The 15,495-nt window shown below is 72.2% G+C and carries 16 protein-coding genes; 15 read left to right on the forward strand and 1 reads right to left on the reverse strand.

The features are described from left to right. The first annotated feature begins 46 nt into the window (after window positions 1-46). From ACZ7EC_RS24820 to ACZ7EC_RS24880, 13 genes are all read left to right on the forward strand, one after another. Window positions 47-418, forward strand: a complete 372-nt coding sequence (locus ACZ7EC_RS24820; RefSeq protein WP_471065812.1) for an FKBP-type peptidyl-prolyl cis-trans isomerase — start codon at window positions 47-49, stop codon at window positions 416-418. A 148-nt stretch (window positions 419-566) separates the two neighbouring features. Next, complete coding sequence (locus ACZ7EC_RS24825) at window positions 567-1,544, forward strand: helix-turn-helix transcriptional regulator (RefSeq protein ID WP_397986785.1); 978 nt, start codon at window positions 567-569, stop codon at window positions 1,542-1,544. A gap of 14 nt (window positions 1,545-1,558) precedes the next feature. Next, window positions 1,559-2,578, forward strand: a complete 1,020-nt coding sequence (locus tag ACZ7EC_RS24830) for a helix-turn-helix transcriptional regulator (RefSeq protein WP_471065813.1) — start codon at window positions 1,559-1,561, stop codon at window positions 2,576-2,578. A 241-nt stretch (window positions 2,579-2,819) separates the two neighbouring features. Beyond that, window positions 2,820-3,080: a hypothetical protein gene (locus ACZ7EC_RS24835; protein ID WP_397987337.1), complete on the forward strand. Its 261-nt coding sequence runs from the start codon at window positions 2,820-2,822 to the stop codon at window positions 3,078-3,080. Window positions 3,081-3,144: 64 nt separating this feature from the next. Further along, a complete protein-coding gene (locus ACZ7EC_RS24840; protein WP_471065815.1) occupies window positions 3,145-3,339 on the forward strand; it encodes a hypothetical protein in 195 nt (64 codons plus the stop codon). Between the two features lie 233 nt (window positions 3,340-3,572). Beyond that, a complete protein-coding gene (gene tatA / locus ACZ7EC_RS24845) occupies window positions 3,573-3,860 on the forward strand; it encodes a Sec-independent protein translocase subunit TatA (RefSeq protein ID WP_397986788.1) in 288 nt (95 codons plus the stop codon). Between the two features lie 46 nt (window positions 3,861-3,906). Continuing rightward, a complete protein-coding gene (gene tatC / locus ACZ7EC_RS24850) occupies window positions 3,907-4,848 on the forward strand; it encodes a twin-arginine translocase subunit TatC (protein ID WP_471065818.1) in 942 nt (313 codons plus the stop codon). Between the two features lie 87 nt (window positions 4,849-4,935). Beyond that, complete coding sequence (locus tag ACZ7EC_RS24855; protein ID WP_471065820.1) at window positions 4,936-7,788, forward strand: DEAD/DEAH box helicase; 2,853 nt, start codon at window positions 4,936-4,938, stop codon at window positions 7,786-7,788. 316 nt (window positions 7,789-8,104) lie between these two features. Then, on the forward strand, window positions 8,105-9,763 hold the full coding sequence (locus ACZ7EC_RS24860) for an ATP-binding protein (RefSeq protein ID WP_471065821.1): 1,659 nt from the start codon (window positions 8,105-8,107) through the stop codon (window positions 9,761-9,763). Further along, a complete protein-coding gene (locus ACZ7EC_RS24865) occupies window positions 9,760-10,164 on the forward strand; it encodes a roadblock/LC7 domain-containing protein (protein ID WP_037651243.1) in 405 nt (134 codons plus the stop codon). Before ACZ7EC_RS24860 ends, ACZ7EC_RS24865 begins: the two co-directional genes overlap by 4 nt. Next, window positions 10,161-10,661 (forward strand): DUF742 domain-containing protein, encoded by a 501-nt coding sequence (locus ACZ7EC_RS24870; protein WP_471065824.1) that lies wholly within the window; start codon window positions 10,161-10,163, stop codon window positions 10,659-10,661. Before ACZ7EC_RS24865 ends, ACZ7EC_RS24870 begins: the two co-directional genes overlap by 4 nt. Next, on the forward strand, window positions 10,642-11,262 hold the full coding sequence (locus ACZ7EC_RS24875) for a GTP-binding protein (RefSeq protein WP_471065826.1): 621 nt from the start codon (window positions 10,642-10,644) through the stop codon (window positions 11,260-11,262). The genes ACZ7EC_RS24870 and ACZ7EC_RS24875 overlap by 20 nt, the downstream gene beginning before the upstream one ends. 38 nt (window positions 11,263-11,300) lie before the next feature. Then, window positions 11,301-12,800: a cytochrome P450 gene (locus tag ACZ7EC_RS24880; protein ID WP_471065828.1), complete on the forward strand. Its 1,500-nt coding sequence runs from the start codon at window positions 11,301-11,303 to the stop codon at window positions 12,798-12,800. A gap of 10 nt (window positions 12,801-12,810) precedes the next feature. Here the strand turns inward: ACZ7EC_RS24880 and ACZ7EC_RS24885 are convergent, their stop codons facing one another. Beyond that, a complete protein-coding gene (locus tag ACZ7EC_RS24885; protein WP_471065829.1) occupies window positions 12,811-13,758 on the reverse strand; it encodes a pseudouridine synthase in 948 nt (315 codons plus the stop codon). 130 nt (window positions 13,759-13,888) lie between these two features. Here ACZ7EC_RS24885 and ACZ7EC_RS24890 point away from each other — a divergent pair, with 130 nt between their 5' ends. Continuing rightward, window positions 13,889-14,470 (forward strand): GNAT family N-acetyltransferase, encoded by a 582-nt coding sequence (locus ACZ7EC_RS24890; protein WP_471065831.1) that lies wholly within the window; start codon window positions 13,889-13,891, stop codon window positions 14,468-14,470. Between the two features lie 57 nt (window positions 14,471-14,527). Then, complete coding sequence (locus ACZ7EC_RS24895; protein WP_471065833.1) at window positions 14,528-15,460, forward strand: 5'-nucleotidase; 933 nt, start codon at window positions 14,528-14,530, stop codon at window positions 15,458-15,460. Window positions 15,461-15,495: the final 35 nt, after the last annotated feature.

Raw genomic sequence — 15,495 nt, forward strand, 5'->3', positions numbered from 1 at the left:
ACAGACTGTGCGTGTTTCGTGTCGTACCTACGCAGGAGCTTTTGACGTGAACATCGAGAAGCCCGAGATCGACTTCCCCGAGGGCGAGGCCCCGAAGGACCTTGAGATCAAGGACATCTGGGAGGGCGACGGGCCGGTCGCGCAGGCGGGCCAGATGGTGACCGTGCACTACGTCGGCGTGGCCTTCAGCACCGGCGAGGAGTTCGACGCCAGCTGGAACCGGGACGCCCCGTTCCGCTTCCCGCTGGGTGGCGGCCGGGTCATCGCGGGCTGGGACCGCGGTGTGCAGGGCATGAAGGTCGGTGGCCGCCGCCAGCTGACCATTCCGGCGCACCTCGCCTACGGCGACCAGAGCCCGACCCCGGCGATCAAGCCGGGCGAGACGCTGATCTTCGTCGTGGACCTGCTCGCGGTCTGAGCCGTACCCGAGCCATCGGCCGTTTCCGACCGGATCCGACCGTCTGGGGCCCATGCCTGTCCGGGCATGGGCCCTCGGCTTTTGCCACGCCGCCCGAGAGCGGTACGGTCGACGGTCGGAAGCACACAACAGAAGGTGAAGGGCGTCGATGGCCATTGCCAAGGCCGAGCGGCTGATGAACCTCGCGCTGTGCCTGCTCGGCGCACGGCGGCCGCTCAGCAAGCGCGAGCTGCGCGACTCCATCGAGGCGTACGTCGAAGCGGCGCGGCCCGACAAGGGTGCCACCGGCAGCGACGATTCCTTCAACCGGATGTTCGAGCGCGACAAGGACGATCTGCGCGAGCTGGGCCTGGTCATCGAGACCGTCGAGAACCTCGACGGCGAGGTCGGCTATCTCGCCCGCCGCGACAGCAACCGGCTGCCGCCCATCACCCTGGATGCCGAGGAGGCCGCCGCGCTGGGCCTGGCGGCCAAGGTCTGGCAGCAGGCCCGGCTCGCCGGTGCCGCCAGCGGCGCCCTCCAGAAGCTGCGCGCCGCCGGGCTGCCCGAGGAGGTCGACCCGTACGAGGGGCACGCCGCGCTGGAGCCGCGCATCCCGGTTCACGAGGCCGCCTTCGAGCCGCTGATGCTGGCCTGCCGCGACCGCCGCCCGGTCCTGTTCGACTACCGCAAGGCCTCGGCCGTCCACCCCGAGCCCCGGCATGTCGAGCCGTGGGCGCTGGAGTGCTGGCGCGGCCACTGGTACCTGGCCGGTTTCGACCGGGGCCGGGGCGCCGAGCGCGTCTTCCGGCTGTCCCGGATCACCGGCAAGGTCCGCTCGCGCGGTACGGGCTTCACCGCGCCCGTGCCGGACGTGGTCACCGTGCGGGAGACGGTGGCGGGCTGGGCCGGCGAGACGGCCGACCGCTCGGCGCTGATCCGGCTGCGCTCCGGCGCCGGGTACCCGCTGCGCGCGAAGGCCGCCAAGGTCCGGGAACTCGGGGACGGCTGGGACGAGTTGGAGATCCCGTACGGCCACGGTCTGGACGCCTGGCTGGTGGAGTTCGGGCCCGATGTGGTGGTCGTGGAGCCGGCCGAGCTGCGGGCCGACGTGGTGGACCGGCTGCGCGCCGTGGCCAAGGGCTGAGGGGGAGCAGGACTGTGGCAGGCAAACCGGCCAGAACCGTCAACGCCATCGACCAGACCCGGCGGATGCTCTCCCTGGTGACGTATCTGCGCGAGCGGCCCGGCGCCCGGATCGCGGACGTGGCCCGCGCCTTCGGGATCACCGAGGACGAGCTGGTCGCCGACCTCGATCTGCTGCCGATGTGCGGCACCAGCTTCCGCGGCGGCGATCTGCTGGACATCGACACCGACGGCGAGCGCATCTGGTGGCACAACCCGGCCGCGCTCGGCGAGGAGGCCGCCGAGCCGCTGCGGCTGGCCGCCGACGAGGCCACCGCCCTGCTGGTGGCCGCCCGCGCGGTCGCCACCCTGCCGGGGCTGCGCGAGGGCGACCGGCAGGCGCTGCTGCGGGCCACCGCCAAGGTGGAGACCGCGGCGGGCGAGGCCGCGGGCGCCAGCTCCCGGCTGTCGGTGACCTTCGAGTCCGAGGGCGGCGTCTTCGCGGACGTGGACCGCGCCATCTCCGAGCGCCGCCGGCTGTGGATCCGCTACTACTCCCCGGCCCGCGACGAGGTCACCGAGCGCGAGATCGATCCCATCCGCCTGGTCAGCGTCGGCCACACGTACGTCGAGGCCTGGTGCCGGCGCTCCGAGGCGCGGCGCACCTTCCGGCTGGACCGGGTCGCCGAGATCCGCATCCTGGACGAGCCGTCCGCGCCGCCCGAGGTGGAGCTGCGGGACCTGTCCGAGGCGCTGGTGCAGCCGGCCGCCGAGGACCCCGAGGTGGTCGTCGAGGTCGGGCCCGGCGGGCGCTGGGTCGCCGAGTACTACCCGCACGACAGCGCCGAGGAGCTGCCCGACGGCGGGCTGCGCATCACCCTGCGCACCCCCGAGCCGGCCTCGCTGCGCCGCCTGGCGCTGCGCCTGGGCCGGGACGGCCGGATCGTCTCCCCGCCCGAGCTGGCCGACAGCGCCCGCCGGGCGGCGGCCGAGGCGCTGGCGGCGTACGACGTCCCGTCGGATCCGGCGCCGGACGCCACGGCGGTGCGCGGGTGAGCCGCCGGGCGAGTGGGCCCGTCCGCTCCTTAGGGCGTGCCCGCTGTGCGGGGCCGGGCCGGCGGGGACGCGGGCGGGCGGCGGACCGGCCCGCGGGCGGGTCGGCGGCCCGGTTGATGGATCGGCTCATGGACCGGTCGGCGGACCGGCCGGTGGAGCGACCGGCGGAAGAGGAGTGACGGCTGTGAACGAGTCCGCGGTGTCCGGTGCGAACGGGACGGCGGTGTCCGGTGCGAGCGGGATGACGGTGGCGACCGCGTTCGCGGGGATGCGGGGGGTGGCTCCGGTGGTGTTCCGGGCCGGCTGCCCGGACTGCCGGGGCCGCTTCGAGCTGGCCGCGAGCGCGCTGCGCCTGGCCATCGGCGCGAGCCACCGCACCACGTTCTACTCCTTCACCTGCCCCGACTGCGGGGCCTCGGTCCGCAAACCGGCCGGCGAGCGCATCGTGGAACTGCTCACCGGGGGCGGGGTGCGGACCCTGCGGCTCCACTCGACCGTGTAGCCGGCCGCCGCCCCCGGTGCGGCCGGGTGCGGACCGGGCCGCCGGACGGTCTAGGCTCGACGTCATGTTCTGGCCGATGCTCGCCGTAGCCATGGGGTTCCTGGGCCTCGCCGTCCTGGGAGTGCTCGCTGTCCGGGTGTTCGTGGAGGCGCGGCGCCTCGGGCGACAGGTCACGGAGTCCGCGCAGCGCATCAACCGGGCCGCCGAGGACCTGGAGCGGTCGGCGGTGAGCGCGGCACGGGCCGTGGACGCCCTGTGATGTCGTCTTGTGATGCGCTTTGGGTCACTTCGCCCTGTCACCTTGCCGCTCCGGGCAGGTACGCTGCTGGTCGCGGCCCGAAGAACGAGGCGCGGTCCGCAGAGCTGGAGTACGCACGGGGTGTGTCCCACGTTCACCCCCGGACGATACGATCGCTGCCGGCACGATGGTCGGACACCTGTCCGATCGGTCGGACAAGCCGTCGCCCCGCCTCAGTGAGAAGGTGAAGACTTATGTTCCGCAACGCACTTGAGCCGTGGCACCTGGTGCTTCTGGTGCTGGTCATCGTCCTCGTGTTCGGTTCCAAGAAGCTCCCGGACATGGCCCGTTCCCTCGGCAAGTCCGCTCGTATCCTCAAGAGCGAGGCCAAGGCGATGAAGGACGACGGCGGCAAGCAGAACGCCACCTCCGCCCAGCCCGCGGAGGAGCCGGCTCCCGCGCAGCGCACCATCCAGGCCGCGCCCGGCGATGTGACCAGCTCCCGCCCGGTCAACGAGCCGACCGACTCCACCCAGCGCTGACGCGAGGGCCGGGGCCCCGGTCCGCTGCACGAGATGAGGATGTGGGTTGCTCAAGTCCGCCCGCACGGAGAGGGACCCCGAGGGGCGCATGCCACTCGGGGATCACTTGCGTGAGCTGCGCAACCGGCTCACCAAGGGTGTCCTGGCGATCGTCGTCGTCACGATCGTCTCCGCCTTCTTCTACAAGGACATCATCGACTTCATCACCGCGCCGCTGCTGCGCTCGGTGGGCTGCCACCAGTCCTTCGGCGAACTGTCGAAGGCCAGCAAGGACACCCACTGCGCGCACATCACGATCGGTGACCTGCTGGGCCCGTTCACACTGGCGCTGAAGGCGTCGCTGACCGCCGGCGTGGTGCTGGCCTCCCCGGTCTGGCTCTACCAGCTGTGGGCATTCGTCGCGCCGGGCCTGCACCGGCACGAGAAGAAGTACGCGTACGCGTTCGTCGGCTTCGGCGTGCCGCTGTTCCTCGGCGGCGGCTTCCTCGCGTACCACGTGCTGCCCGTCACGGCGAAGGTGATGATCGACCTCACCCCCTCCGGGGTGGAGAACCTGCTGTCGCTGGACAAGCTGCTCGACCTGGTCACGCGCATGGTGGTGGTCTTCGGCCTCGCCTTCGAGATGCCGCTGCTGCTGGTGATGCTCAATCTGACGGGCATCCTGTCCGGCAAGCGCATGCTCGGCTGGTGGCGGGCCATGGTCGTCGGTATCGCCGCCTTCGCGGCGGTGGCCACGCCCGGCGCGGACCCGATGTCGATGCTGGCGCTGGCGACGCCGATCTGGGCGCTGTTCTTCATCGCGGTGGCCTTCTCGCTGGTCAACGACCGGCGTCGGGCCCGCCGCGCGGGTGACGGGCTGTCCGACGACGAGGCATCGGAGCTGGACCTCACGCCCGAGGCGGTCGGCGAGGTGGAGGCCGTGAGCGCGAGCCCGGCCCCGGAGCCGCGGGGCAGGGACCACGTCAACGGCTACGACGACGTGACCTGACCCACATCACAGGCGAGGCGACCCGCCCCCGGCACCGGGCTCTCCCGGTGCCGGGGGCATTTCTCTGCTCAGCGCACGTTCCGGATAATGATCGTCCTGTTGTCGGTGGGGCCCGGTACGCTCGAAAGCACGATGACAGAGGACCTCTCACCGGCCGAGCGGTACGCGGCGGCCCGCCAGCGGGCAGCCGAGCAGGCCACCGCGCTCGCGTCCTTCCGCGAGATGTACGACTTCGGCCTCGACCCCTTCCAGATCGAGGCATGCCAGGCACTCGAAGCCGGAAAGGGCGTGCTGGTGGCCGCCCCCACCGGCTCCGGCAAGACGATCGTCGGCGAATTCGCCGTCCACCTCGCCCTGCTCCAGGGCAAGAAGTGCTTCTACACGACACCCATCAAGGCGCTGTCGAACCAGAAGTACGCCGACCTGTGCCGCCGCTACGGCGCGGACAAGGTCGGCCTGCTCACCGGCGACAACAGCGTGAACTCCGAGGCACCGGTGGTCGTGATGACCACCGAGGTGCTCAGGAACATGCTGTACGCGGGCTCCCAGACCCTGCTGGGCCTCGGACACGTGGTCATGGACGAGGTGCACTACCTCTCCGACCGCTTCCGCGGCGCCGTCTGGGAAGAGGTGATCATCCACCTGCCCGCCTCGGTGACCCTGGTGTCACTGTCGGCGACCGTGTCGAACGCGGAGGAGTTCGGCGACTGGCTGGACACCGTCCGCGGCGACACCGAGGTGATCGTCTCCGAGCACCGGCCCGTGCCGCTGTTCCAGCATGTGCTGGCCGGGCGGCGGATGTACGACCTGTTCGAGGAGGGCGAGGGCCACAGGAAGTCCGTCAACCCCGATCTGGTGCGCCTCGCGCGGATGGAGGCGACCCGGCCGTCGTACCAGGACCGCCGCCGGGGGAGGGCGATGCGGGAGGCCGACCGGGAGCGGGAGCGCAGGCAGCGCTCGCGGATGTGGACGCCGGGCCGGCCCGAGGTCATCGAGCGGCTGGACGCGGAGGGGCTGCTGCCGGCGATCACCTTCATCTTCAGCCGGGCCGGCTGCGAGGCCGCCGTTCAGCAGTGCCTGTACGCGGGGCTGCGGCTGAACGACGAGGAGGCGCGGGACCGGGTCCGGGCCCTGGTCGAGGAGCGCACCGCCCACATCGCCTCCGAGGACCTGCACGTCCTCGGGTACTACGAGTGGCTGGAGGGCCTGGAGCGGGGCATCGCCGCTCATCACGCGGGCATGCTGCCGACCTTCAAGGAGGTCGTGGAGGAGCTGTTCGTGCGCGGTCTGGTCAAGGCCGTGTTCGCGACCGAGACCCTCGCGCTCGGCATCAACATGCCCGCCCGTTCGGTGGTGCTGGAGAAGCTCGTCAAGTGGAACGGCGAGCAGCACGCGGACATCACGCCGGGCGAGTACACCCAGCTGACGGGGCGTGCGGGCCGGCGCGGCATCGATGTCGAGGGCCACGCGGTGGTGCTCTGGCAGCGCGGGATGAGCCCCGAGCACCTGGCCGGGCTCGCGGGCACCCGTACGTATCCGCTGCGCTCCAGCTTCCGGCCGTCGTACAACATGGCGGTCAACCTGGTCGAGCAGTTCGGGCGGCATCGCTCGCGTGAGCTGCTGGAGACGTCGTTCGCGCAGTTCCAGGCGGACCGTTCGGTGGTCGGCATCTCCCGGCAGGTGCAGCGCAACGAGGAGGGTCTGGCCGGTTACCGGGCGTCCATGACCTGTCACCTCGGCGACTTCGAGGAGTACGCGCGGCTGCGCCGCGAGCTGAAGGACCGGGAGACGGAGCTGGCCCGGCAGGGCGCCCACCAGCGGCGCGCCGAGGCGGCCGCGGCCCTGGAGAAGCTCAGGCCGGGCGATGTCATCCATGTGCCCACGGGCAAGTACGCGGGGCTCGCGCTGGTGCTGGATCCGGGTCTGCCGGCCGGCCGGTCCAACGGGCATCGCGGTTTCGACCACCAGGACGGGCCGCGCCCGCTGGTGCTGACGGCCGAGCGGCAGGTCAAGCGGCTGGCATCGATGGACTTCCCGGTGCCGGTGGAGCCGCTCGACCGGATGCGGATCCCGAAGACGTTCAACGCGCGCTCGCCGCAGTCGCGCCGCGACCTGGCGTCCGCGCTGCGCTCCAAGGCCGGGCACATCCCGCCGGAGCGGGCCCGCAAGAAGCGCTCGCAGGCGGCCGACGACCGGGAGATCGCCCGGCTGCGCACCGCCCTGCGCGCGCACCCCTGCCACGGGTGCGACGACCGTGAGGACCACGCCCGCTGGGCCGAGCGCTACCACCGGCTGCTGCGCGACACCTCGCAGCTGGAGCGCCGGATCGAGGGCCGTACGAACACCATCGCGCGGACCTTCGACCGGATCGTCGCCCTGCTGACCGAGCTGGACTACCTGCGGGGCGACGAGGTCACCGAGCACGGCCGGCGGCTCGCCCGGCTGTACGGCGAACTGGACCTGCTGGCCAGCGAATGCCTGCGCGAGGGCGTCTGGGAGGGCCTCGCGCCCGCCGAACTCGCCGCGTGCGTATCGGCGTTGGTGTACGAAGCGCGGCTCAGTGACGACGCCATGGCGCCCAAGGTGCCCTCCGGCAAGGCGAAGGCCGCGCTGGGGGAGATGGTGCGGATCTGGGGCCGGCTCGACGGTCTGGAGGAGGACTTCCGGATCAGCCAGACCGAGGGCGTGGGCCAGCGCGAGCCCGATCTCGGGTTCGCCTGGGCCGCCTACATGTGGGCATCGGGCAAGGGCCTGGACGAGGTGCTGCGGGAAGCGGAGATGCCCGCGGGCGACTTCGTGCGCTGGTGCAAGCAGGTGATCGACGTACTGGGGCAGATCTCGGCGGCGGCGCCGGGCGAGGGGTCGACCGTGGCCAAGGCGGCGCGCAAGGCCGTCGATCAGTTGCTGCGGGGCGTGGTGGCCTACTCGTCGGTGGCCTGACCGGCATCCCGGAGATCGACCGGCTCACCCTTCGGGGTGGGCCGGTTTTCGTATGTCCGTACGCCATGACCGAACGTGTTCGAACAGAAGCGCTGCGTGCAAATGGGGTCGAGCGTACTCCTGGTGTCGGGGTGATTTCAGGCGGTCGCTGAATATGACACGGCGATGATCCGGTCGGACTAAGCTCGCCCGCGGCGCACCACGTTGAGCTGATTCGCGCGCCTGTTCCCAAACATGCCGAAGATCCGGTCTGTGCCATGCATCTTCCCCCCGACAACCCTCCCGACACCCAGCCGATCCGTCCCAGAAGGCATCCATGGTGAGTGTTCCGAAGCCGCCCGGTCGCCGGGAACGTCCCTACGCCCGCGTCCTGTTGCCGCCCGCCATAGTGATGGCCGTGGCGAGCGGGGCCGCCGTCGCCCTGGTGCCGGAGCCGGCCCGCGTCGCCGTCGGCCTGTGCGGGGCCCTCGCCGTACTCCTCGTCCTGGTCACCGGCGCCGAGGCCGCCCGCCGCGGCCGCCTGCTCCGCGAGGAGCAGGCCGCGCGCGCCCGCGACCGCGCCGCCCTGGAGCAGCGGCTCGCCGAACACCAGGCGCTGGTCCACCGCTTCGCCAAGGACATCCTGCCGTGGGGTTTCGCCCGGCTCGCCCGCGGCGAGATGCTCCGCGACGTCATGGCGAACGTCTACGACGCCGACCCCGACCTGCGGGTCCTGCCCGACGTCTACCGCGAGCTGACCCATGTCGCGCTGCGCGGCGCCGACCACGAGATCACCATGCGGATCGCCACCGAGCGCTCCTTCGTCAGCATCGCCCGCCGCGTCCAGGCCATCGTCCACCAGCAGGCCGTGGAACTGCGGGAGATGGAGGAGGACCACGGCCGCAATCCCGAGGTCTTCGACGACCTGCTGCGCCTGGACCACGGCAGCTCGCTGATCGGGCGGCTCGCCGACACCATCGGCGTCCTCGGCGGCGGCCGGCCCGGCCGCCAGTGGCCGCTGCCGGTGTCCCTCTACAGCACCCTGCGCGGCGCCATGTCCCGGATCCTGGACTACCACCGCATCCACCTGGCGTCCATCTGCAACATCAACATCAAGGGCACCGCGGTCGAGCCGGTCATCCACGCGGCGGCCGAACTCTTCGACAACGCCACCCGCTACTCGCCGCCCACCACCAAGGTGCACGTCACCGCCGTGGAGGTGCAGACGGGCATCGTCATCGAGATCGAGGACGCCGGGGTCAGCCTCAACGAGGAGTCCCGGATCCGCATCGAGAAGATGATCGAGGACGCCAAGAACGGCGACGACGCGCACAACCTCGGCGACAACCCGCGCCTCGGGCTCGCCGTCGTCGGCCGGCTGTGCAAGCAGTTCGACATGGAGGTCTCGCTGCGCACCTCCGCCTACGGCGGGCTGCGCGCGATCCTCATCGTGCCGCGCGTGATGACCACCACCGAGCCCGGCGTCGGCGTCGCCCACGGCATCGGCGCGACCGGCATCCCGATGCCGGAACTCGGTGCCGTCGAGGGCCCCAAGCGGCGGCCGAAGACGCGCCGCCCCACCAGCCCCAAGATCCCCGCCGGGATCTCCATGGAGGACGACGTCCCCGAGGTCACCGAGTGGACGGCGGGCGGACTGCCGCAGCGCCGCAGCCGGGTGAAGGTCCCGCTGAGCCAGCGCTGGGCCGAGGAGGCCGCCATCGAGCGGGCCGAACGCGAGGGCCGGCCCACCATCTGGTCCCAGACCCGCCGGGAGCCCGAGCCCGAGCCGGAGATGGACCCCGAGCGCAAGAAGCTCATCGAACGCCCGCCGGGCATGTGGATCGACGACTTCTTCGACGGACTGCGCAAGGGCATGCCGGAGGGCGCCACCGCCCCCGAGCTGACCGACTTCACGCTCAACCCCACCAAGTACCTGCATCTGATCGATGACTCGGCCGCCCCCACCGAGGCCGACGACGAGGGGACCGTCCAGTGATCCAGCAGCGAGGCAACTTCGACTGGATGCTCAAGCAGCTCAACGACGGAGTGCCGGGCATCGAGATGATCGTGGTGCTGTCCTCCGACGGCCTGCGCATCGCCCGCTACGGCGGCGACCCCGACGCCGCCGACCGGGTGGCCGCCGCCTGCGCGGGCGTGCAGAGCCTGGCCGGCGCCATCATCCAGGAGATCCCCGGCGCGGGCGAGATGAAGGTCGTCGTCGTGGAGATCGAGGGCGGCTACTTCTACCTGATGAACGCGGGCGCCAACGCCTACCTCGCCGTGCTCGCCGACGTCACCTGCGAACCGGGCCGGATGAGCGGCATGATGCGCGATCTCGTGGTGCGGATCGGCGCCCACCTCACCAGTCCGCCCCGGCGGGACGGGCAGACCGTATGACCCCTCCACGACGACAACGGCGCCTGCCGAACCCGCCGGGCTCGCCGTCACCGTCCCCCTCCGCACCGCGGTTACGGCCCCCTCTGCACGCCGGTGCGGCGGACGGCCGTACCCCGCACGGCGCCGTGGACGGACCGGGCGCACACGGCACCCCGGACGGCCAGCCGCCGCCCCGCAACCCCGAGCGGCTCTACGCCGTCACCGGGACCGCCGACGGCGGACGCGCCGAACTCGACCTCGTGACCCTGATCGTGGCCCGCCGGACCCCGCCGCCCGGCGCCTCGCCGGAGCACACGGCGGTGCTCGATCTGTGCACCGCCCCGCTGTCCCTGGCCGAGCTGTCGGCCTACCTCTCCCTGCCGTTCAGCGCGATGACGGTACTGATCACGGAGATGATCACGGCCGAGCTGGTGCAGGCGCGCGCCCCGGTCACCCGCCGCACGGCTCCCGACCGTTCCCTCCTCGAAGCGGTGATGCATGGACTTCAACGGCTCTGACACGATCCCCGGACCGCGCGCCGCGGACCAGCTGCCGCACACGGCCCAGGCCGCGGTGAAGATCGTGATCGTGGGCGGCTTCGGCGTCGGCAAGACCACCATGGTCGGCTCCGTCAGCGAGATCAAACCGCTGACCACCGAGGAGACCATGACCCAGGCCGGCATCGGGATCGACGACAACTACGGCTCCGAGTCGAAGACGGCCACCACCGTCGCCATGGACTTCGGCCGGATCAGCATCACCGACAAGCTGGTGCTCTACCTGTTCGGCACCCCCGGCCAGGAGCGCTTCTGGTTCCTGTGGAACGGACTGTTCGAGGGGGCGCTCGGCGCGGTCGTCCTCGTCGACACCCGGCGCCTGGAGGTCAGCTTCGACGTCATGGGCCGCCTGGAGGAACGCGGCGTGCCCTTCGTGGTGGCCGTCAACTCCTTCCCGGACGCGCCCCGTTACCCCCTGGAGGAACTGCGCACCGCGCTCGACCTGACCCCGGACATCCCGATCATCGAATGCGATGTGCGCCGCCGGGCCTCCAGCAAGGACGTGCTGCTCACCCTGATGCGGTTCCTGCACTCCCTCGCCCTCTCCGGCGCCCTCACCTGACTCACCCGCACTCCCTTTTCCGTTCCGGAGCGATCACTGTGACGCCTGAACCCCAGCCTCCGACCGCCCTCTCGGCCCCCGACGCCCCCCTGTCAGGCCCGCCGCCCGGCTGCCCCGCGCACGGCCTCGGCCCCGGCGGACTGCACCGGCTCTACGGCGCGGGCGCGGAGGACCTGGACGACCTCTACGAACGGCTGCGCGAACAGTACGGCGCGGTCGCCCCCGTACTGCTGCACGACGACGTACCGATGTGGGTGGTGCTCGGGCACGCCGAGAACCTCCAGGTGGTGCGCAGCCCCTCGCAGTACACCCGCGACAGCCGGATCTGGGCCCCGCTGCTCGACGGCCGGGTCAAGCCGGACCACCCGCTGATGCCGCACATCGCCTGGCAGCCCATCTGCTCCCACGTGGAGGGCGACGAACACCTGCGGCTGCGCAACGCGGTCACCTCCGCCATGGCCACCATCGACCACCGCAGCGTCCGCCGGCACATCGGCGGCCACACCCAGCACCTGGTCAACGGCTTCTGCGAGCGCGGCCGGGCCGACCTGGTCGCCCAGTTCGCCGAGCATCTGCCGATGGCGGTGCTGTGCGAGATCCTCGGCATGCCCGAGGAGTACAACGACCGGATGGTGCAGGCCGCCCGCGACGCCCTCAAGGGCACCGAGACCGCCATCCAGAGCCATGCCTACGTCATGGACGCGCTGAACCGGCTCACCCTGCGCCGCCGCGCCCGGCCCGAGGACGACTTCACCAGCCACCTCGTCCTGCACGAGGCCGGGCTCACCGACGACGAGGTCCGCGAACACCTGCGGCTCGTCCTGTTCGCCGCCTACGAGGCCACGGCCAACCTGCTCGCCAACGCGCTGCGCATGGTGCTGACCGAGCCCGGTTTCCGCGCCCGGCTCAACGGCGGGCAGATGACCGTACCGGAGGCGATCGAGCAGTCCCTGTGGGACGAACCGCCGTTCAGCACCGTCTTCGGCTACTACGCCAAGCAGGACACCGAACTGGGCGGGCAGCGCATCACCAGGGGCGACGGGCTGCTGTTCGCGCCCGCGCCGGGCAACATCGACCCGAGGGTACGGCCCGACCTGGCCGCGAGCATGCAGGGCAACCGCTCCCACCTCGCCTTCGGCGGCGGCCCGCACGAGTGTCCGGGACAGGACATCGGGCGTGCCATCGCCGACGTCGGCGTCGACGCCCTGCTGACCCGGCTGCCGGACGTGCAGCTGGCCTGCGCCGAGGACGATCTGCGCTGGCGCTCCTCCATCGCCTCCCGGCACCTGGTGGCGCTGCCGGTGCGGTTCGAACCCAAGCCGCAGCAGGACACGGACATGCCGCCGCGCGCCTACGCGAGCCCCGGACTCCCCGCCGACCTGCGGCTGGCCGCCGAACGCCGGGAGGCACAGGGCACGGCGCTCCCCGCGGCCGTGCCGCCGGCCCGCCCGGTGCCGCCGCCGGTCCTCCCGGTCCCGGTCTCGGTCCCGGTGCGGGGGCTCTGGCAGCGGCTGCTGCGCTGGTGGCGCGGGGAGTGAGCGGGCCGGGTCAGTCCGCCGCCCACTCGGAGTAGGCGGACCAGGCCTGAAGGGTACGCCCGCTCGTGAAGGTGTGCGCGACGCCGGTGACCGGGTCGGTGAACTCCAGCCTGCGGGCGAGCAGTTGCAGGGGGCGGCGGAAGTCGCCGGGCGGCACCGGGGCGGTCACCCGCGGGTAGAGCGGGTCGCCGAGGATGGGCACGCCGAGCGCGTTCAGGTGCACCCGCAGCTGGTGGGTCTGCCCGGTGCGCGGGAGCAGCCGGTACCGGCCGAGCCCGCCGCGCCGCTCCACCAGCTCCACCCGCGTCTCGGCGTTGGGCTCGCCCTCGACCTCGCGGGCCGCGTGCACCCCGCGCTCCTTCAGGATCCGGCTGCGCACGGTCCGGGGCAGGGCGAGCGCGGCGTCGTAGGGGGCGACGGCCTCGTACTCCTTGGCCACCCGGCGTTCGCCGAACAGCCTCTGGTACGCGCCGCGTTCCTCGGGCCGTACCGTGAACAGCACCAGCCCGGCGGTGAGCCGGTCCAGGCGGTGCGCGGCGGTCAGGGCCGGGATGCCCAGGGTGTGGCGGAGCCGGGCGAGCGCGGTCTGGGCGACATGGCCCCCGCGCGGGGTGGTGGCGAGGAAGTGCGGCTTGTCGGCCACGACGATGTGCTCGTCCCGGTACACCACCGGCAGCGGGAACGGCACCGGTACCTCGGCGGGCGGCTCGCGGTGGAACCAGACGAACATCCCCGGCCGATAGGGCGCGTCCGCCGGCACCGGCCGCCCGTCGGCGCCCACGATCCGCCCGGCCGCGAACATTTCCTCGATCACGCCGGGCCCGGCACCGGTGAGCCGCGCCACCAGGTGCTCACGCACGGTGGTCCACCCGCCGTCCGCGGGCAGCCGCACCCGTACGGGATCGACCCCGTCGCGCTGGGGGAGCGGAGCGGGTGGGGGCGGCGTACGGCGTCTCACCCGGTCAAGGGTACGAGGGGGCCGGGGGGAGCGGTCGAGGGCGGCGGGTGAGGTGACGGTCAGGGGTGCGAGGGGTGGTCGTCGTGCCCGGGCCGGGGAAGCGGGCCGCCGGCGCGGCAGTATGGGGATCATGCCCGTTCTCACCCGTCCGGTGCTGACCCCCGGCGCCCTCGCCCGTACCGAGCAGCCCGTCATCCCCACCGGTGACGGGCTGGTGCTGCGTCCCTGGCAGGAGGGGGACGCGCCCGCCGTGCACGCGGCGTTCCAGGACCCGCTGATGCACCGCTTCCACGGCAAGTCCTGCGAGTCGGAGGCGGAGGCCGCCGAATGGATCACGCGGTGGCGGCGGGCGTGGGCCGGGGAGCGGGAGCCGCAGTGGGCGGTCGTGGCGCAGGACACCGGGCGGCTGATGGGCCGGGTGGCGCTGCGGCAGATCGAGCTGGCCGACGGGCTGGCCGAACTCGCCTACTGGACCGTGGCGCAGGCCCGCGGCCGCAGTGTGGCGACCCGGTCCGCCGTCGCGCTGACGCACTGGGCGTTCGAGGAGATCGGCTTCCACCGGCTGGAGTTGATGCACTCCACCGCCAACGAGGCGTCCTGCCGGGTCGCCGCCAAGGCCGGCTTCGCCGCGGAGGGCACCCGGCGCAAGGCGTACCTGCACCCGGACGGCTGGCACGACATGCATCTGCACGCACGGGTGCGCGGGGACTGAACTCCGAGCGGGCGGCCGCGCCGTCGTGCCGGTGCGGGCCGGTGTGAAGATGGGCGCATGCCTGCCTATGACCTCGCGAACCGGCTCGTCGTCGGCGTCGCCTCCAGCGCCCTGTTCGATCTGCGGGAATCCGACGCGGTGTTCAGGGAGCAGGGCGAGGAGGCGTACCGGGCCTACCAGGAGGAGAAGCGGGACGACACGCTGCGTCCCGGAGTGGCGTTCGCGTTCATCCGCAGGCTGCTGTCGCTCAACGACCTCGGGGAGCCGGGCGATCCGCTGGTCGAGGTCATCATCCTCTCCCGCAACGACCCCGACACCGGGCTGCGGGTCATGCGCTCGATACAGGCCCGCGAACTGCCCATCAGCCGGGCCGTGTTCATGCAGGGCCGCTCCCCGTACAGGTTCATGCCGGCGCTGAACATGTCGCTGTTCCTGTCGGCGAACGGCGACGACGTACGCGAGGCCGTCGCGGCGGGCCTGCCCGCGGGGCATGTGCTGGGAGCGGCGTATCCGGACGACGCCGCGGACCGGGAGCTGCGGATCGCGTTCGACTTCGACGGGGTGCTCGCCGGAGACGCGGCCGAACAGGTCTACCAGTCGCAGGGGCTGGAGGAGTTCCGGGCGCACGAGGCGCGCAACGCGGCGACCCCGCACGACGCCGGGCCGCTGCGCGACTTCCTGGCCGGGGTGAACCGGATCCAGAACCGGGAGGAGGAACGGCGCAGGGCGGACCCGGAGTACGAGCTGCGGGTCCACGTCTCCATCGTGACCGCGCGCAACGCCCCGGCGCACGAGCGGGCCGTGAACAGCCTCAAGCAGTGGGGCGTGCGGGTCAACGGCGCGTTCTTCCTGGGCGGCGTCGACAAGGGCGCCGTGATGGAGGTGCTGGATCCGCACATTTTCTTCGACGACCAGGTGACGCACCTGGAGAGCACCGCGCGGACCACGCCGAGCGTGCACGTGCCGTTCGGCCGGATCAACGCGCGCTGACGCCGGTCCGGACGGACCGGCTCGGGGCCGCGGGG

It is taken from the genome of Streptomyces sp. NPDC037203, from assembly GCF_055605065.1.

Excerpts from the sequence above, each read along its gene's own strand:
- ACZ7EC_RS24825 (WP_397986785.1), top strand. The coding sequence starts at position 567 with ATGGCCATTGCCAAGGCCGAGCGGCTGATGAACCTCGCGCTGTGCCTG.
- ACZ7EC_RS24835 (WP_397987337.1), top strand. The coding sequence starts at position 2,820 with ATGACGGTGGCGACCGCGTTCGCGGGGATGCGGGGGGTGGCTCCGGTG.
- ACZ7EC_RS24840 (WP_471065815.1), top strand. The coding sequence starts at position 3,145 with ATGTTCTGGCCGATGCTCGCCGTAGCCATGGGGTTCCTGGGCCTCGCC.
- tatA (WP_397986788.1), top strand. The coding sequence starts at position 3,573 with ATGTTCCGCAACGCACTTGAGCCGTGGCACCTGGTGCTTCTGGTGCTG.
- ACZ7EC_RS24855 (WP_471065820.1), top strand. The coding sequence starts at position 4,936 with ATGATCGTCCTGTTGTCGGTGGGGCCCGGTACGCTCGAAAGCACGATG.
- ACZ7EC_RS24860 (WP_471065821.1), top strand. The coding sequence starts at position 8,105 with ATGGTGAGTGTTCCGAAGCCGCCCGGTCGCCGGGAACGTCCCTACGCC.
- ACZ7EC_RS24870 (WP_471065824.1), top strand. The coding sequence starts at position 10,161 with ATGACCCCTCCACGACGACAACGGCGCCTGCCGAACCCGCCGGGCTCG.
- ACZ7EC_RS24875 (WP_471065826.1), top strand. The coding sequence starts at position 10,642 with ATGGACTTCAACGGCTCTGACACGATCCCCGGACCGCGCGCCGCGGAC.
- ACZ7EC_RS24890 (WP_471065831.1), top strand. The coding sequence starts at position 13,889 with ATGCCCGTTCTCACCCGTCCGGTGCTGACCCCCGGCGCCCTCGCCCGT.
- ACZ7EC_RS24895 (WP_471065833.1), top strand. The coding sequence starts at position 14,528 with ATGCCTGCCTATGACCTCGCGAACCGGCTCGTCGTCGGCGTCGCCTCC.